Source organism: Paenibacillus sp. sgz302115 (genome assembly GCF_056120445.1).
On the sequence record NZ_JBVYOK010000004.1, the window covers coordinates 146,470 to 164,823 of the forward strand.

14 protein-coding genes are annotated in these 18,354 nt (G+C 48.8%); 12 read left to right on the top strand and 2 right to left on the bottom strand.

Annotation, left to right across the window (positions count from 1 at the left end):
* Window positions 1–9: 9 nt before the first annotated feature.
* Window positions 10–2,895: a glycoside hydrolase family 48 protein gene (locus AC0LWN_RS11155; protein ID WP_474665191.1), complete on the top strand. Its 2,886-nt coding sequence runs from the start codon at window positions 10–12 to the stop codon at window positions 2,893–2,895.
* A 150-nt stretch (window positions 2,896–3,045) separates the two neighbouring features.
* Here AC0LWN_RS11155 and AC0LWN_RS11160 read toward each other — a convergent pair whose 3' ends face one another.
* Window positions 3,046–3,633 (bottom strand): P-loop NTPase family protein, encoded by a 588-nt coding sequence (locus AC0LWN_RS11160; RefSeq protein WP_474665193.1) that lies wholly within the window; start codon window positions 3,631–3,633, stop codon window positions 3,046–3,048.
* Between the two features lie 309 nt (window positions 3,634–3,942).
* Between AC0LWN_RS11160 and AC0LWN_RS11165 the strand changes: the two genes are divergently transcribed.
* Window positions 3,943–4,086: a tautomerase family protein gene (locus tag AC0LWN_RS11165; RefSeq protein WP_474665496.1), complete on the top strand. Its 144-nt coding sequence runs from the start codon at window positions 3,943–3,945 to the stop codon at window positions 4,084–4,086.
* Window positions 4,087–4,224: 138 nt separating this feature from the next.
* Here the strand turns inward: AC0LWN_RS11165 and mnmA are convergent, their stop codons facing one another.
* Window positions 4,225–5,346 carry a tRNA 2-thiouridine(34) synthase MnmA gene (gene mnmA / locus AC0LWN_RS11170; RefSeq protein ID WP_474665195.1) on the bottom strand — a complete coding sequence of 374 codons (1,122 nt, stop codon included), beginning with the start codon at window positions 5,344–5,346 and terminating at the stop codon, window positions 4,225–4,227.
* Between the two features lie 310 nt (window positions 5,347–5,656).
* On the opposite strand from mnmA, the gene cymR reads away from it, so the two are divergent.
* The 10 genes from cymR to AC0LWN_RS11220 all read left to right on the top strand — a co-directional run bounded on the left by cymR (window position 5,657) and on the right by AC0LWN_RS11220 (window position 18,326).
* A complete protein-coding gene (cymR, locus tag AC0LWN_RS11175) occupies window positions 5,657–6,076 on the top strand; it encodes a cysteine metabolism transcriptional regulator CymR (protein WP_458963808.1) in 420 nt (139 codons plus the stop codon).
* 600 nt (window positions 6,077–6,676) lie between these two features.
* Window positions 6,677–8,221 (top strand): response regulator transcription factor, encoded by a 1,545-nt coding sequence (locus tag AC0LWN_RS11180; RefSeq protein ID WP_474665198.1) that lies wholly within the window; start codon window positions 6,677–6,679, stop codon window positions 8,219–8,221.
* Between the two features lie 2 nt (window positions 8,222–8,223).
* Window positions 8,224–9,957 carry a cache domain-containing sensor histidine kinase gene (locus tag AC0LWN_RS11185; RefSeq protein ID WP_474665200.1) on the top strand — a complete coding sequence of 578 codons (1,734 nt, stop codon included), beginning with the start codon at window positions 8,224–8,226 and terminating at the stop codon, window positions 9,955–9,957.
* A gap of 144 nt (window positions 9,958–10,101) precedes the next feature.
* Window positions 10,102–11,454: an ABC transporter substrate-binding protein gene (locus AC0LWN_RS11190; RefSeq protein ID WP_474665202.1), complete on the top strand. Its 1,353-nt coding sequence runs from the start codon at window positions 10,102–10,104 to the stop codon at window positions 11,452–11,454.
* A 74-nt stretch (window positions 11,455–11,528) separates the two neighbouring features.
* Complete coding sequence (locus AC0LWN_RS11195) at window positions 11,529–12,458, top strand: carbohydrate ABC transporter permease (RefSeq protein WP_474665204.1); 930 nt, start codon at window positions 11,529–11,531, stop codon at window positions 12,456–12,458.
* The gene (locus tag AC0LWN_RS11200) at window positions 12,455–13,267 is read left to right on the top strand and encodes a carbohydrate ABC transporter permease (protein WP_458963800.1); all 813 of its coding nucleotides are present in this window, start codon (window positions 12,455–12,457) and stop codon (window positions 13,265–13,267) included. The genes AC0LWN_RS11195 and AC0LWN_RS11200 overlap by 4 nt, the downstream gene beginning before the upstream one ends.
* 301 nt (window positions 13,268–13,568) lie before the next feature.
* Entirely contained in the window at window positions 13,569–14,642 is a 1,074-nt protein-coding gene (locus AC0LWN_RS11205; protein WP_474665207.1) for a putative 2-aminoethylphosphonate ABC transporter substrate-binding protein, read from the top strand.
* Window positions 14,643–14,679: 37 nt separating this feature from the next.
* Window positions 14,680–15,753 carry a putative 2-aminoethylphosphonate ABC transporter ATP-binding protein gene (locus tag AC0LWN_RS11210; protein WP_474665209.1) on the top strand — a complete coding sequence of 358 codons (1,074 nt, stop codon included), beginning with the start codon at window positions 14,680–14,682 and terminating at the stop codon, window positions 15,751–15,753.
* 14 nt (window positions 15,754–15,767) lie between these two features.
* Complete coding sequence (locus AC0LWN_RS11215) at window positions 15,768–17,459, top strand: putative 2-aminoethylphosphonate ABC transporter permease subunit (RefSeq protein ID WP_474665211.1); 1,692 nt, start codon at window positions 15,768–15,770, stop codon at window positions 17,457–17,459.
* 81 nt (window positions 17,460–17,540) lie between these two features.
* Complete coding sequence (locus AC0LWN_RS11220; RefSeq protein WP_474665213.1) at window positions 17,541–18,326, top strand: DeoR/GlpR family DNA-binding transcription regulator; 786 nt, start codon at window positions 17,541–17,543, stop codon at window positions 18,324–18,326.
* Window positions 18,327–18,354: the final 28 nt, after the last annotated feature.

Consider the following 18,354-nt stretch of genomic DNA (forward strand, 5'->3'; position numbering starts at 1 on the left):
CGTGAGAAGATGAAACTGAAATCGATTAAAAAGCCTGTATCCGCAGTGTTATCCGCCGTTCTAGTGGTCTCTCTTTCAACCAGTTTATTTAATTTCAAACCCGCAACAGCCAAAGCTGCTTCGGTAGAAGAAACGCGTTTTCTGCAAATGTATGCCCAGCTAAAGAACCCGGCGAACGGTTATTTCTCGGCGGAAGGCATTCCTTATCATTCCGTGGAAACCTTGCTTAGCGAAGCGCCCAATTACGGGCATATGACTACCTCGGAGGCATACAGCTACTGGATGTGGCTTGAAGTGCTGTATGGTTATCACACCGGGGATTGGACCAAGCTGGAATCTGCCTGGGACAACATGGAGAAGTACATCATCCCGATCAATGAAGGCGATGGTGTGCAGGAGCAGCCGACTATGAGTAAATACAATCCGAACAGTCCAGCAACCTATGCCGCAGAATTCGCGCAGCCGGATCAGTATCCAAGTCCGCTGAACGGCAAATATACTCCGGGTAAAGACCCGATTGATGCCGAGCTGAAGTCCACCTATGGTGACAACCAGACCTATTTGATGCATTGGCTGGTCGATGTGGACAACTGGTACGGCTTTGGCAACCTGCTGAATCCTAAGCATACTGCCTCATATGTGAACACGTTCCAGCGGGGCGAGCAGGAGTCAGTCTGGGAGGCGGTGGGGCATCCTTCGCAGGACAACAAAACGTTCGGTAAAAGTAATGAAGGCTTCATGAGCCTCTTCACCAAAGAAAATAATGTGCCTGCCGCACAGTGGCGGTATACCAATGCTACAGATGCCGATGCGCGTGCTGTACAGGCTATGTATTGGGCCAAGGAGCTGGGCTATACCAATACCGTATACTTGAACAAAGCTAAGAAAATGGGCGACTATCTGCGGTACGGCATGTACGATAAGTATTTCCAAAAGGTTGGAAGCGCAGCCAACGGCACGCCGGTAGCAGGAACCGGCAAGGATTCTAACCAATATCTGCTGGCCTGGTATACCGCATGGGGCGGTGGACTTGGCTCAGGCGGAGACTGGGCTTGGAGAATTGGCGCGAGCCACACTCATCAGGGCTACCAGAACGTGGTCGCTGCTTATGCTCTCTCTAATCCAGACGGCGGTCTGATTCCGGCTTCGGCAACGGCGGGGCAGGATTGGGACAAATCATTAACACGCATGCTTGAATTCTACAACTGGCTGCAATCGTCAGAAGGAGCCATTGCGGGCGGAGCCACCAACAGCTACAACGGCTCATACAGCGCTTATCCAGCCGGCACAAGCACCTTCTATGGCATGGCCTATGATGAAGCTCCGGTCTATCATGATCCTCCGTCCAACAACTGGTTTGGCATGCAGACATGGAGTATGGAGCGGGTAGCCGAGCTGTATTACATTCTGGCTTCCAGCGGAGATACCACCTCGACCAATTTCAAAATGGCAAAACGGGCTATCGAGAACTGGATTGACTGGTCCAGCGATTATACCTTTGCCGGCAGCCGTCCAGAAACAGATTCCGATGGCTATTATCTGAACAAGCAAGGTCAACGGATTCTGGGCGGAGCCAACCCTCAGATTGCTACAGTATCTGCACCCGGCGAGTTCTGGGTTCCAGGCAATGTCGAATGGCATGGCCAGCCAAATACCTGGAGCGGATTCAGTTCCTTCACTGGCAACAGCAATCTGAAGGCTGTCACCAAAGATCCGGGCCAGGATACCGGGGTTCTGGGCAGCTACATTAAAGCCCTTACTTTCTTTGCCGCAGGGAATAAGGCAGAGCACGGCAATTATACCGCCCTTGGCGGAACAGCTTCACAGCTCGCTAAATCGCTGCTGGATACGGCATGGGGCTACAATGATGGCGTAGGTATTGCCACAAAAGAGAAACGTGCGGATTATTTCCGTTACTTCACAAAAGAAGTGTATTTCCCTGCTGGCTGGACCGGAAAATTCGGTCAAGGAAACACTATACCTGGTAATTCTGTAGTTCCTTCCGACCCGGCAAAAGGCGGAAACGGGGTATACGCAAGTTATACCGACATTTTGCCTAATATCAAAAACGATCCGAAATGGAATTATTTAGAAGGCCTGTATAACAGTTCTTATAACAAGGTCACCAAGACATGGGATAATGGAACTCCTGAATTCACCTACCACCGGTTCTGGTCACAGGTAGATATGGCCACTGCTTATGCCGAATATGACCGGTTGATCAACAAGGGCTCCGGTCCTATACCAACGGCAACACCGACAGCTTCGCCAAGTGCTACACCAACGCCTACAGCAACACCAACGGCAACGCCAACAGTCACACCGACACCAACGGCAACACCATCAGCTACGCCAACTGTCACACCGACGCCAACGGCTACACCGACAGCTACACCAACAGTCACACCAACACCAACGGCTACACCTACGCCGCCAGTGGCGAATTTGGTGGTTCAATACCGTACAACGGATACCAACGCCACAGACTCACAGTTCCGCCCACAACTTCGGATTGTGAATAACGGAACCACGGCGGTAGATTTGAGCAAAGTAAAACTCCGCTATTATTACACGATTGATGGGGATAAGCCGCAGCAGTTCAATGTGGATTACGCCACACTTGGCGGCAGCAATGTGCTAGGAAGCTTTGTGAAGCTGACTCCTCCGGTAGCAGGGGCGGACTATTACGTTGAGGTCTCCTTCGCGGCAGGGGCAGGCAGTCTGGCTCCAGGTGCCAACACCGGAGAGATTCAACTGCGCATCAACAAAACCGACTGGAGCAATTACAATGAGGTTGGAGACTATTCCTATGATCCGTCCAAAACCTCCTACACCGACTGGACCAAAGTGCCGTTGTACATTAACGGTGTGCTGGCCTGGGGAGTAGAGCCTTAAGGGTCGCAGCAAAAATAAGAGATCAATAAGGAATCGCCTTTGATCCGGCATTGCAGGTAAAGAGTGCACCCCTCAGAAAAGTCACTGGATTAAACCTTTGGTTTATCCGATGACTCTGAGGGGTGCTTTTTCAATGTCTATACAATAAATCTATAAACGGTCCACAAATTCATTGATTCGATGGTTGTATTCGCTCCACAGGTAATCACTGTTCTCAATGATCAATTTAGGAACTTCCCATTGGTCAATGACCGCACGGACAAAGGACTGGCTTAGCCCCCAGACTTCAGCAGCTTGCTTAAAATCTTCATCCGTATGCATGGACACCGGTCCCCACTCGTTGCCGCGAACACTGCAAATAAACCGCCATTGCTTCTCAACATCCATCTGATAATAATAGATAAGAGCTGTATTCAATGGCTCAAGGATAGCCAGAAGAACGGAACAAAGCTCAAGAAGCTTATCTCGATTTATCCCATTAAGGTGAGCTACACTGATTGCGTCCTGGAACAAAACGCTTTCAATAATGATGGTCTCTTCAGGTCCATTCAAACAGGTCTGAACAAATTCGCTGAACCTGGAAGCCAATGCTTGAATGAACAGGTCTGTAGCTACCTCATTGTCAAAAGAACCATAGTCCAGTCCCGGTACTAAAAGCGGGTGGTTCTCTTCCTGCTCCAAGAAGCATCTGGTGTTGATGTGGGCTGCGGACAATCGTTCGAAAATCCTGCTATTCATGATTCATCCAAATATTACTTTATATCCTTGGAGCATGCAATTGGTCACAACGCAAATGTTTGAAGCAAATAAAGTATCAGACTGACGATTCTTCATTAAGCTAACTGACAGTTTAATCTCTGAGGGTCTAAATTCCCCGCAGCAAGCTGCAGAGAGCTTCATTTGAGTATTGGTACATGTAAATTCCAATATGGTATATTATGAATATAGTTGTTGACAATTTAATAGTCATTTGTCTAAAGGAGGATACAAATGCCATATATTAATCTACAGATAACAAAAGGTGCTACCCGAGAGCAAAAAGCTTAAATCGTAAAAGAATTTACTGAGACCCTTGTAACTGTTCTCGGTAAAAAGCCAGAACATACCCACATAGTCATACAAGAAATTGATGATGAGAATTGGGGGTTTGCTAGTGTTCTAACCGATGAATATCGTAAAAGAGAAGGATGATCGTTTTCAACTAAAGGGAAACGTTAGTTCAACAACACTTCGGTAGTCTATAACTTATCTTTGGACAGCAAAAAGCATCCTCAGCCGTATGAAAGGCTAGGGATGCTTTTGTCTGTTCATCTTCCGCTCCACGGAATATTAAGACAGGGGAAGCGGAACAACCTTCTCAGCGGTTTCAATCGTTCCGCCGCCGAGACACTGTTCGCCCAGATAGAATACGACAGCCTGGCCCGGTGTAATGGCCTTTTGCGGCACATCGAAGACCACATGCACAGTACCGTCTTCACGCGCCGTCAGGGTTACACCTTGATCGGGCTGGCGGTAGCGGAACTTAGCGGTGCACTTCAGCGGGGCTGCCCCGAGTAGGCCTTCTTCGATCCAGTTCACGCCTGAAGCGATCAGGCCGGTAGAATATAGGCTTGGATGCTTGTCCCCCTGTACAACGTACAGGATATTGCGGCTGAGATCCTTCTCGGCCACAAACCACGGTTCACCCGTGCCGGAGCCTCCAATGCCAAGGCCCTGGCGCTGGCCCAGCGTATAGTACATGAGGCCTTCATGACGGCCCTTGACTTCGCCGGTGGCGATGTCCACCATATCCCCGGACTGTGCCGGCAGGTACTGGCTGAGGAATTCGCGGAAGTTGCGTTCGCCGATGAAGCAGACGCCGGTGCTGTCTTTTTTCTTCGCGGTGTACAGTCCGGCTTCCTCGGCAATTCTGCGCACTTCAGGCTTCGGCAGATGGCCGATCGGGAACATGGCTTTGGAGAGCTGGTATTGGTTCAGCGCATTTAAGAAATAGGTCTGATCCTTGTTGCTGTCCACTCCACGCAGAAGCTTATAGACACCGTCTTCTTCTATCACTCTGGCGTAGTGACCTGTGGCGACATAATCTGCTCCAAGCTGCAGCGCCTTGTTCAGAAATTCCCCGAATTTGATCTCACGGTTGCACATCACATCCGGGTTCGGCGTCCGTCCAGCCTTATATTCATCGAGGAAATAGGAAAAGACTTTATCATAGTATTCCTTCTCGAAATTAACGGTATAGTAAGGAATGTCAATTTGCTCGCATACGCGGCGGACATCCTCGGCGTCGGTCTCGGCAGTGCATACGCCGAACTCATCAGTATCGTCCCAGTTCTTCATGAAGATGCCGATGACGTCATAGCCTTGCTGCTTGAGCAGAAGCGCCGTAACGGAGGAATCGACTCCTCCCGACATGCCGACGACGACACGTGTATCCTGGATTGCCTTTGTCATCGAAATCACCATTTTCTATGCAAAAAATACCGGTATCCTACAGAACACCCGGCTCATTCAGTATTATAACATACATGTCTACCCCAAACCGCCTGTGACGGCTGCAAATTACGCTGGATTTGGCGGAAGTTTTGACAATTTGTCCACCACTGGTGAACATTTTTACGAAAAATTACAGTTTGCGCTCCAAATGTGTCCAAGGATATGATAACATAAGCTGAGAGCAAACATCGGAATACGTTGATATGACATATCTCATGTCCGGTCAACGATTTGGATTACCAGCAACTAAACCGAAAGAGGTGCCCCTTTGAAAATATCGACAAAAGGACGTTATGGATTAACAATTATGATGGAGCTTGCCCTGAAATTCGGCGAGGGTCCAACATCGCTTAAAAGCATTGCCGAAAAAAATGGCCTGTCCGAGCATTACCTGGAGCAGCTAATCGCTCCGCTACGCAACGCAGGCCTGGTGAAGAGTATCCGCGGAGCCTACGGCGGATATATTCTGTCGCGTGAGGCCGGCACAATTACTGCTGGAGACATCATCCGTGTACTGGAAGGCCCCATTTCACCTGTAGATTTCACCGAAGAAGACGACCCGGCCAAGCGCGACCTCTGGCTGCGCATCCGCGACAGCATCGCCGACGTGCTGGATTCCACCACCTTGTCCGATTTGATCAACTTCAAAGAAGCGAGTCATGTAGATAACTACATGTTTTATATTTAACAGGAATCAGAATTCCGTTGATTTTAAAGGGATTTTTGAAAAGTGTTACCCGCAAACTACCCACATATCACTGATTGATTGCCCACTCGAAGTCATCAGCTATTTGATACTGGCGTTGTTTTGTAACGTGGAGATAGATCAGTTCTGTTACCATGGAATTGCTCTTATGCCGCGAGCCTGAATTTCTGGCAGGCCGACCGGTGGATTGGATGCGAGAAGCGATACGTGAGTGTGACGCAGACTGTGCGGTGTAAGGTTAGTGAGCAGGTCTGCTTTTGAAAGTGCTTTTCGCCTGATCTTGCTTATACTTGTTATTGCAATTTGGTTGCCAGGCAAGGTCGGGCACCAGAAAACGAAATATCAATCGTTCTCTTCTTCATATCAATGTCCTCCCATTGGAGACCTGCGGCTGCAAGTTGTGGTGGAGAACATTAAGAGCTATACAACCAGCAGATTCCCGGTAACGGAAGCCTGCTGGTTTTTGTTTGCCTGCTGGCTCCCTCCCTTCCATTTAGTCGTTATTCCCATTGACAGCGCCTTCAAGTTTCGCTATACCTGCATATATACTAGGAATGCGACAGGAATGGAGGAAATTCTACAATGAATTCATTAATTTCGGTCATGCTTGTCGATGATGAACCGCTTGCACTCGATAATGTATACCAGTTGGTTCCGTGGGAGGAGAATGGTTTTCAGGTAGTCGCAAAGGCGACTAGCGGGCGCATGGCGCTGCGGATGTTCGAAGAATTACTGCCGCAGATCGTCATCACTGATATTTCCATGTCGCCTATGGACGGCCTGGAGCTGGGACGGCTTGTAGTTCAGCTTGCTCCCAAAACCCGGTTAATCTTTCTGACCGCTTACCGCGATTTCGATTATGCCCGCCAGGCGCTGGAAATGCGTGCAGCCCATTATCTGCTAAAGCACGAAATCAGCCGCAACCGCCTGTTGGAACAGCTGAAGCTGCTCAAGGAAGGCCTAATAGCGGAAGCAGCCGAGGAAGAAGGGCGCGGACACGCGCTGCATATTCTCCTGAAAGATATGCTTGCGGGCAAATACCAGGCACCCCCTGAGAACCAGGAATCCAGGCTGCACCGTCTTGTCAACGAACAGCAGCAGGGAAAGCCAGCGCTGCTGTATTTCGAGCTGGATGCTGCGCTTCTGCTGGACGGCAGCCGCCGGAGCAAACGCTGGCCGGTACCCGCTGTATGGAAGAGCATCGAAGAGGAAATCCGCCTCCGGAATGCGGACATGGAGGATATTGATATTTTGGAGATGGATGAAGGCGGATATGCCGTACTGCTGAAGCTGTCCTCTTCAAGCAGTCTTCTGCTTCAGCATTATAATTTGCGGCAGATCGCCGCCCAACTGCTAGAAAGACTGGAAGATAGCCGGATGGGCGCCCTCCCCCGAATCATCATCTCTGCAGGCAGCGGCGCGGAATTGCCGGAGCGGAGATATGCGGCGATGAGACAAGCATATGACTATTCGTTGTTTCTTCCGCCTGGGGCTATTTTCCTGCTGGATCAGGTTCCTTCAGCCGGGGCGGCGTCCGTTATTGCCGAAGAGGTCAGGCAGTACCTGCTGTCACCCGAGATAAGCGTACTGGACAGGCTGAAGGAAAATTTGGAGAAGGTGGCTACCCAGGCCCGTCTGGCGGATCTACGCACAATCATTGGCCAGATTAGCGACGAATGCAGCAAGGATGGGAACATCAGACCAGATCTCTCGCTTGGCACCGACGCACGGCAGGTCGTAGGCAGCCTGTGCAGGATTCTGGAAGACCGCTTGCAGCGGCGACAGCTTAAGAAGAATTATTCCCGCTGGGTGAATAAAGCGATGGAATATGTCGCCAGCAATTATGCCGACCCCGACCTGTCTCTGGAGACGGTCGCGGGCCATCTGCAGATTAGCAGCATTCATCTGCGCACCACCTTCAAGCGGGAGACCGGCCAGTCCCTGCTGGACTACACGACGGAATACCGGATCGCCCTGGCCAAGCAGCTCCTACAGACCGGGGAATTTAAGATATACGAGGTATCCGAGAAGGTTGGTTACAAAACCAGCCAATATTTCAGTCAGGTGTTTAAAAAAACCACCGGTATACAGCCAAAGGACTTCCTCCAGCAGAAGGGCAGCGAATAACCATGCGCAAAATAAAAAATAAAATTCTCAGCAGTGTCATTCTTATAGTCACTCTGTCAGTAACGGCCATCAGCGCGCTGGCATATGAGCAGTTTTCTTCTATCCTCGAAGCCCAGGCGTTGCGCGAGGACACCATACATCTGGAGCAGACAACGAATCAGATGAATCACTTGATTGATGATGTGCAGAAATACGCGGCCAACATGGTCAACGACGAGTTACTCCAACAATTTGCAGCGCGGCTGCAATATCCCTCGACGTATGATGAGCTTAGTGCGTACCGGGATGTAGTCACCCAGCTAACCAAATTCAATGTGCTGCGCGACTACCTCGAAAGCTCGGCCATCGTCCGCTCTGACGGCAAGGTTTTCTGGTCCTCTTTGTATATTGATCCTTATTTTGAACGGCTGCTTCATGAAGATTGGTACCAAAAGGCACTAAAAAGCAACCCCAAAAGCGGATTTTCAGCTCCCCACGTCATTCTGGACCCCGACGGCAAAAAGGTCGTCACCTTCTTTATCCGTTTCGATCCCCAATACGGCGGTGTGCTGCTCCTGAATATTGATTATGCAGCTTTTGAGAGTCTATTCCAGTATTTGGGCCAGTCCTTTGACCAGGTGGCCTGGATAGGGCCAGACCGTTCATTTCTGTATCAACAGGGCATCGAAGCTGACCCTACCGAAGCAGAAACTTTGACGGCTGACGGACCGGACATCAAAGTGATCAAGCATGACAAAGGTTATTATCTGACCAGTGCCTTTGAGAAATCGCAGTGGTCCGTATTTACTTTCACCTCCAAGGACCGGTTCTACGAGTGGGTTGGATACATTGTACGCTACTGGGCCATTTTCCTCGCGCTGTGCCTCGTGCTCTGCTTCCTGTTATTTCTCCCGATTATATCCAATATTATCCGCCCGATTCTGCAAATGACCAAGGCGATGAAGCAGGTATCCATGGGCAACTACAATGTTCAGTTATCATTCCGCAGCAATGACGAGCTCGCTGTACTGAAGAACGGCTTTGAGATGATGCTTGGTGATATTGAGCGGCAAATGAGCGAAAAGGTGGAGCAGGAACGCTGGAAACGCAAAATGTCTATAGAGCTGCTGTTCGCACAGATTAATCCCCATTTTATCTACAATACGCTGAACACCGTCGTCTATCTTGCCCGCAAAAAGAATTACACTGCAATCGAGGAAATGATTGAGTCCTTCATTGGCATTCTGCATGATGCTGTCAATATCGGCGATGCCGGCCTGTATGTCACTGTAGAGCAGGAGATGGACATAATCAATCACTTCGTGCGTATCCAGAAATATAGATATGCGGACCGGTTCGAGCTAGTCTGGAATGTAGAAGAACAGGCGATGGGCGAATATATTCCGAAAAGCCTGATCCAGCCGCTGGTTGAAAATTCCATATTCCACGGTTTCTCAGAAAAGGAGTCTATAGGCCATATAGAGATCATTATCCGCAAACGCAGCGGGCGGCTGCTAATCTCGGTCAGAGATGACGGCTGCGGCATGAGCCAGGAAAAGGCTCAGGCAATTATGAACGGAAACATGCCACCGGCGCGCCTTCCTTCGGGTGCTATGAAGCAGATTGGCCTGTGGAACATCCGGGAGCGGATCGAATATTTGTACGGGAGGGATGGCCGTCTGGTGATCCGTTCACGTGAGCAAGAAGGCACGAAAGTGTCAGTTCTTCTGCCATCACGGCCTCATTCCGCCGATTAAGGAACTATCATTATTTATACAAAACCATCGGATCGTCTCGTTGTTGGGTGATGCCATCAAGCTTATAGTACTACTATACAGACGGACGGCAAGGCATCAGCAGAACCGCCGGCTGTTACAACAGATGCAAGGGGGACATTGATTTTGCGACATCTATTCAGTAAAAAAGCATCGGTCATCGGGCTTGTTCTGACATTATGCTTCACGTTGGTGCTCGCCGGCTGCGGCAACGGAAACAACAGCAACGCCGCTTCCGAAGGCCCAAACAGCACCAGCAATGTAAACAGCTCAAGCGATCCTGCAAACGCTTCCGGTAAATTAACGGTATGGGGCTGGGACAAAGCCTGGTTCGAGGGCACCGCAGCGAAATTCAACGAGAAGTTCCCGAATATCAAGCTTGAGTTCGTCGAGGTATCGGCGGCGGATTACCTGAAGAAAATCCAGACATCCATCGCCTCCGGCTCCGAACTGCCGGATATCATCTGGGCGGAAGCAGCCTTCCGCGGCGCACTATATGAGCTGAACGTGCTGCAGAGCTTGTCCGGGGAGCCTTACAATTTCGATACGTCCAATCTGCTTGACTTCGAGCTTCCGCTTCTTACGAATAGCAAAGGTGAACTCGTTGGCCTGGAACAATCCGGCTCTCCGGGTGCTCTGGCCTATAAACGTGATCTGGCAAAACAATATTTTGGCACGGATGATCCCGATCAATTATCAGCAATGTTCACCGACTGGAATACCTTTATTGCCAAGGGCAAAGAGGTCTATGAGAAAAGCGGCGGCAAAACGTTCATGCTGGGCAGTCTGATGGATGCCTACACCATCTTCTCCAACCAGGGTACAACCGCCATCGTAGACGGAACAAAAGTGAATACCGGCGAGATGCTGCGAATGTTCACTCAACTGCAGTCCATCCGCGACAATAACGGCGAAGGCAAGCTGGCGATGTGGTCACCGACCTGGAATGCCTCGTATTCGCAGGACAATGTTATTTTCTATCCGGCTGCGAACTGGTCGCCTGAATTTGTAATTAAACCAAATGACAAGGCCAGCAAAGGCCGCTGGGGTCTGATGGTGCCTCCTGAAGGCGGATACCCATACGGCGGCACGACGATTGGCATCTGGAAAGACGGCAAAAACAAGGATGCCGCTTGGACTTATCTCAACTGGCTGCTAGGTTCTGACGAAGGCGCCGAAGCCAACTTTGCAACCTCCGACTACATTTTGCCACTCAAATCCTTCTTCAATGACACCTCCAAGCTTTCCTCCGGGGCCGATGAATACTTTGGCGGACAGGATCTAGGAAAGTTCTGGGTAGAGAAGGTATTCCCGAGTATGAAGTCCAAAGCCGTTACCAAATACGACCAGGATATTTACAGTGCTTCAGAACTGGTGCTCCAGACTATGGCGCAGGACAATGGCTTCGATGCCAAACAGGCGCTTGATAAATGGGAAGAACAATTGAAGAAAAACCATCCTGAGCTGACCTTTGAATAAATATCATACTAGAAAAAGCGGCGGCCCGCTCGAAAGAACAGGCTGCCGTTTTAACGGATAGGAAGTGAATGATCATGCAACAAGCGAAGGGAATCAGCAGTAAAAACAAATGGCCGTATCTGTTCATCACGCCTTATTTCTTATCCTACGCAGTACTGAGCCTGTTCCCGATCCTTTTTACCCTCTACATCAGCCTCACCGACTGGGATTTGTACGGCAACCGGAATTTTATCGGACTCGGCAACTATATCCAGCTCTTTTCCCATGACGCCTTTTTCTGGAAGTCTCTTCTCAATGTCATCATCTTTATGGCAGTTTATCTCCCGGCCCTCGTTCTTATGGGCATGCTGATGGCCAGTCTGATTGAGAGCAAGCTAATTCGCAAAAAAACCTTTTTCCGTCTCAGCGTATTCAGTGCCTATATGACAACACCGGTTGCGGTCGGGATTATCTTCTCCCTGCTGTTCGACTGGCAAGGCGGGTTCTTCAATAATCTGCTGATGGAGCTCGGTCTTATTCAGGAAAAAATCAATTGGCTGGGCTCAGCCAGTTCTTCCCGCTGGGTGGTCATCCTGATGGTGTTCTGGAAGAACTTGGGATACTTCGTGATGTTTTATACTGCGGGGATGGCCAGCATTGACACCTCCATCTACGAGGCGGCAATAATTGACGGCGCTTCATCCAGAAATGTGTTCCTGCGCATTACCATTCCTCTGCTGAAGCCGATCAACCTGTTTCTGATTATTACCTCCATTATCAGCGGCCTGCAACTGGTGGAAGAACCGATGCTGCTGTTTAGCGGATGGGCCTCCGGCTCCAGTATGGTGGGCGGACCTGACGGGTCAACCTTCACGCCTATCTGGTATATGTTCGATGCTTCCTTCAACGGAAGTGCGTTCAAGTACGGTAAAGGCGCAGCGATCGCTTATGGCACCTTCCTGTTCATCGCCATATTCTCAGTTGTTGGCATGAAATGGATCAATAGGGACGGTGACGACAAATGAGAACACAAAAATTCTTTATCATACTACTGCTTAGTCTGATTGCTATTGCCTTCCTGTTCCCTTTCTATATGATGATTGTGATGGGAACCTATTATTCGGAAGATCTGTTCAAACAGCTTCCGATTCTGCCCAGCGACTATTTACTGGAGAACCTGAAGACGATCATGTCGGCCAACTTCTTTCGCAATTATTGGAACAGTTTGTATGTTGCAGTATTGTTCACTCTGGTAACGGTTGGTATCGCCTCGGTTACCGGATTCGCTTTTGCCAAATATGAATTTAAGGGAAAAAATGCGCTGTATGGCTTTATTTTGCTGACGATGATGATTCCCGGACATTTAGGTCTGATCGCTTATGTCATGGAAATGAAGTGGTTCCATCTCAACAATACCCATGCGCCTCTGATTCTGGCCGGACTGAACAATGCCTTCGGGGTATTCTTTATGACCCAGTTCATCCGTTCATCCGTTCCGACAGAGGTCATTGAAAGCGCACGGATCGACGGCTGCTCGGAGCCGGCAATTCTTATAAGGATCGTTATTCCGTTTCTGATGCCGGCCATCAGCACCCTGGGTCTGATCTCCTTCCTCGGCTCTTGGAACGGCTATTTGCTGCCGCTCGTAACGATCAACAAGCCGGAACTGTACACGCTCCCCCTGGGAATCGCCAATCTGTCCACCGTTTTCCGTACCGACTATTCAGCAAGTATCCTTGGCCTTACGCTTGGCACCCTACCGCTAATTGTTCTCTTCCTGTTCGGCTCCAAGACACTGGTCAGAGGACTTACAGGCGGTGCGGTCAAAGGATAATCTTCAGGAACGCTACTGCTCAGACTACTTCTTTCCATACGCAAAAAGCGCAGAACCTTGAATCAGGTTCTGCGCTTTTTGCTGCTTAGCCAAGGTGCGCCATCTATTTTGGTTCTTGATGACAAACCTGCGCTTATCAAAGAAAAAGGACAAAGAGAATAAAAATATTCAACATAAATCAACAATAAATATAATAAAAAACAACAATATTAATCAACAATTAACATATGGATGACGATAAGTTAACAATGCGGAGTTATATTTTTAATGTCGACAAAATATGATAAGGGGAGAAACAAGGATGAAAAAGGTAATGAAGCTTTCTGTTTTGGTAACTCTGCTGGTATCGCTTCTTGTTGCATGTAGCAATGGTAAAACAACAACATCAGGCAATAACGCGTCGTCAAGTCAGGATGTTAACAACAAAGAGCTGACCATTTACACGGCGCTTGAAGATGACCAAATCCAAGCCTATCTGGAAACGTTCAAGCAGGCGCATTCGGATGTCAAAATAAATATCGTTCGTGATTCAACCGGCATCATAACAGCTAAATTGCTGGCCGAAAAAGACAATCCGCAGGCTGATATTGTGTGGGGTCTGGCAGCGACCAGCTTGCTTGTGCTGAATCAAAATAATATGCTGGAGCCTTATGCGCCAAAAGGTGTGGAACGTGTCATTCCAGAGTTTAAGGACACGGCAAATCCTCCAACCTGGGTCGGGATTGATGCCTGGGAGACAGCTTTCGTAGTGAACACCAAAGAATTGGAGAAACGGAATTTGGCGATTCCCAGATCTTACGAGGATCTGATCAAGCCTGAATATAAAGGCTTAATTACGATGCCGAATCCGGCTGCCTCAGGTACAGGCTTCCTTACGGTCAGTGCGTTAGTCCAATTAATGGGCAAAGATAATGCGTGGACGTATATGGACAAGCTGCACGAAAACATCGGCATGTATACGCAATCCGGCTCGAAACCATCCAAGCTTGCCGGCACAGGTGAATACCCAATCGGGGTCTCCTTCGGCTATCGGGGAATCGTTGAGAAAAAGGGCGGGGCTCCGGTAGAAGTTGTTTTCCCGAAAGAGGGTTCCGGTTGGGATGTTGAAGCGAATTCGCTGTTGAAGAAAAAAACGATCAAGCCTATCGCCAAAGAATTCCTCGATTGGGCCATAAGCGATGAAGTAATGAAGGAGTACAACAAAAACTATGCGATTGTCAGCGTGAAGAGCGAAGGCAGCAAAATTCCCGAAGGCTATGAGAAAGATCCGGTGAAGCAGTTGATTAAAAACGACTTGAACACGATGTCCAATGAACGCGAAGGCATTCTCGAAGAGTGGCAGAAACGTTACGATTCCAAGAGTGAAGCAAAATAATAATCTGGCCGCTGTTTTTCAATAAGGTAGGTGCACAATGACAGACTATTTGGAGATTAATAACATAAGCAAGACGTTTGGCGGATTCCAGGCGTTAAAACAAATTCAAATCGGTATACGGCAAGGTGAGTTCGTATGCTTGCTGGGGCCGAGCGGATGCGGGAAGACGACGCTGCTCAGAATACTTGCAGGGCTTGAAATATCTGACTCAGGTTCGGTTGTTTTGAACAGAAAGGATATTACATACCTGCCTCCGGCAAGCCGCAATTTCGGTGTTGTATTTCAATCGTACGCTTTATTTCCGAATCTGACGGCCTATGAGAATATTGCTTATGGCTTAAAGGGAAAAGGAATGAACAAGCAGCAAATTCGCTCCAAGGTGGAGGAAATGCTGGAGATGGTTGGACTGGTGCAGGCGCGGGATCGTTATCCCGCGCAGCTGTCCGGCGGGCAGCAGCAGCGTGTGGCTTTGGCGAGAGCGATTGCGTTATCGCCGGAATTTCTATTGCTGGATGAACCGTTATCGGCCCTTGACGCACAGGTAAGGCACAGGCTGCGGCAGGAAATATGCGATCTGCAGAAAAAGCTGGGAATTACGACGGTCATGGTGACTCACGACCAGGAAGAAGCCCTGACGATGGCTGACCGCATCATTGTGATGAATCATGCGGAAGTGATTCAAATCGGTACGCCTGAAGACATCTATGACCGGCCAAGAACCCCTTTCGTCGCTGATTTTATTGGCGCGATGAATTTTATTAGGCAGCAGGGAGACCAAAGAAACGACCGTAAGGATGAACAGCTGTTAGCCGTTCGTCCTGAGCATATCCGGATCGTATCGGAACCAGCGGCAGGCGGAGTTCACGTAGTGCTGAATTTTCATGAATTTCGCGGCTCCTTTTACCGGACTACGGTCCAAACGATACAGGAGGATGGAAGAATCCGCGCCGGACAAATATTGCAAGTCGATGTGCCTGTTGAAGAATTCCGCCGGTTGATGCTAAATAATGGCGATAAATTTACCGTTGTTATTCCCGAAGAGAAAATGCTGTTTTTTGCTGACCGGAATGACCTGGATCAAGCTCAGCTTGAAGTGGCGGTAAGTGGATGAGGAGTACAGAGCGCATGATAATTAAACCGAAGACGCGACAAAAGGCAGGAGGTGAAGGGTGGATTCTTCGCTTTTTGCTGATCTTTATGTTAATCATTCTGACGATATCCATCCTGTTGCCTCTCATCGACTTATTTGTTAATGCCTTTCAAAATCAGCAAAAGGAATGGGTAGGCTTTACCCATTTTGCCAAATATCTGACTACTCCCGCATTATCCAGATCTGTGTGGCATTCGGTCTATGTGTCCCTAATGACTACAACAATTTCCGTAACTGGCGCCTATCTTTACGCTTACGCTTTGACTCGCACCGGGATGTCCGGGAAGATCGGGTTTCGTTATATTGCGCTGCTTCCTTTATTTGCTCCGACGATGATGCACGGGATTGCATTGACCTATTTATTCGGCAACCAGGGGCTGGTTACGACAGGGCTGTTCGGGCTGCTGCCGGGCCTGGATATTCAGATGTATGGAAGTACGGGAATAATTATTGCCGAGGTCATTTACACGTTTCCTCAGGCGTTTTTGATTCTAATGGTATCCTTTTCGACAGTGGATTACCGCTTGTACGAAGTATCTGAAACACTTGGGGCCGGAAAATGGAAGCAGTTCTTCACCATTACGCTCCCTCAATCGAAATACGGGCTGATCAGCTCGTTATTCGTATGCTTCACACTCAGCTTTACCGATTTTGGAGCGCCTAAGGTAGTGGGAGGTCAATACAACGTATTGCCGACAGACATCTATAAACAGGTTATCGGACAGCAAAATATGTCAATGGGTGCAGTGATCGGCATAATTTTGACGATTCCGGCCGTAGCAGCCTTTTTAATCGACCGCTTTGTGGAACGCAGGCAAAAGACGATGGTTTCCGTTAAAGCAACGCCATACCAAATCAAGCCAAACCGGTTGCGCGATGCCGTATATACGGCATATTGTACGCTTATTGCTGCCGGCATCATCCTATTGATCCTGACGGTGCTGTTCGCATCGCTAATCAAAATATGGCCTTATAATTTGGAGCTGACGCTGAAACACTATGATTTCTCAAACGTATCCGGCGGCGGGCTTGAGCCGTTCTGGAACAGTCTTTATGTCGCGTTGCTGACAGCCGTTTTCGGTACGGCTATTGTATTCGTCCATTCTTATCTTATTGAGAAGCTGCGGATCTGGCGTGCTGTCCGGCAGATTGGCTATTTTATTTCTTTGCTTCCTTTAGCGTTGCCGGGTCTTGTTATCGGTCTGGGGTATATTTTATTTTTCAACCGGCCGGATAACCCTCTGCATACTCTGTATGGAACGGTCTGGATTGTTGTGCTGGCGAATATCGTCCATTTTTATTCGGTAACCTTCGTTACCGCCACGACCTCGCTGAAGCGGCTTGATAAAGAATATGAACTGGTCTCGGAATCAATGCGTGTACCTCTGTATCGCCTGTTTTTCCGTGTTTCGGCCCGAGTGTCCCTACCGGCGATATTGGAAATCTTCGTGTATTATTTTGTCAATTCTATGGTGACTGTTTCTGCTGTCGTATTTCTATATTCGCCCGCTTTCAAGCTGGCTTCGGTTTCTATAGTCAATATGGACGATGCGGGTGACGTGGCTGCGGCGGCGGCGATGTCCAGCCTTATCATTCTGGCTAATATCGTTGTCAGATTGATTTATGAGATATTGTCCCATAGATTAATGAAGCGGACGGAAGCCTGAATATACACGCCAGGTTTGAATTGAAAGGCAAATCCAGTATACTGAAACTAATATTTATATCAATTGACGGTGGTGAATGGGTTGACACTCTTGGCTCAGGAAAGAAAAGAAATCATCTTACAGACGCTGCTTCGCGAAGGCAAAGTGAAAGTGATTCCGATGGCCGAAAAGCTGGGGGTTTCCACGGAAACGATACGCCGGGACCTGGATGCGCTTGAGGCAGAGAGCAAACTTCAAAGGGTTTACGGAGGAGCGGTCCGCTCCGGATATGAGTCTGGGGAACCCCCTTTTCAGAAGCGCACTCATCTGAATATCGATGCCAAGAAGAAAATCGGAGCACGGGCGGCGGAACTGATCAAGGATGGTGACACCATTGCACTGGATATAGGTACTACTATGATGGAGCTGGCCAAAGCGATTCAAGGAAAAAGAAATATTACCGTGGTTACTAACTCGCTGCCGATTGCCGCATACCTTTCAGAGGCATTGAACAACAACCGGTTTACGGGCAAGGTATTTGTACTCGGAGGGCAGCTAAACCCGGAGCAGCAGTCCTTAATGGGACCGCTCTGCGAGCAAATGATGGGTCATTTTTTTCTGAACAAAGCGTTTTTGTCCGCCGGAGGTCTCTCCTTGACGGGTGGCGTGACAGATTATGATTTGAACGAAACATACATTTCCAAGCTGTTTGCCGAGGCTGCAAGGGAAGTCATTGTTTTGGCAGACCAATCCAAAATAGGGGTACAATCTTTTGCCAAGATCATAACTCTGGATGATGTGAATATTATAGTATCGGATCAGGAGTATCCAAAGGATTGGAAAGATCAGCTTGAGAATAACGGGATATTCTGGATTTCTTGTGAATAAAAAAAGAGTCGAGCAGATCTTTGGACCT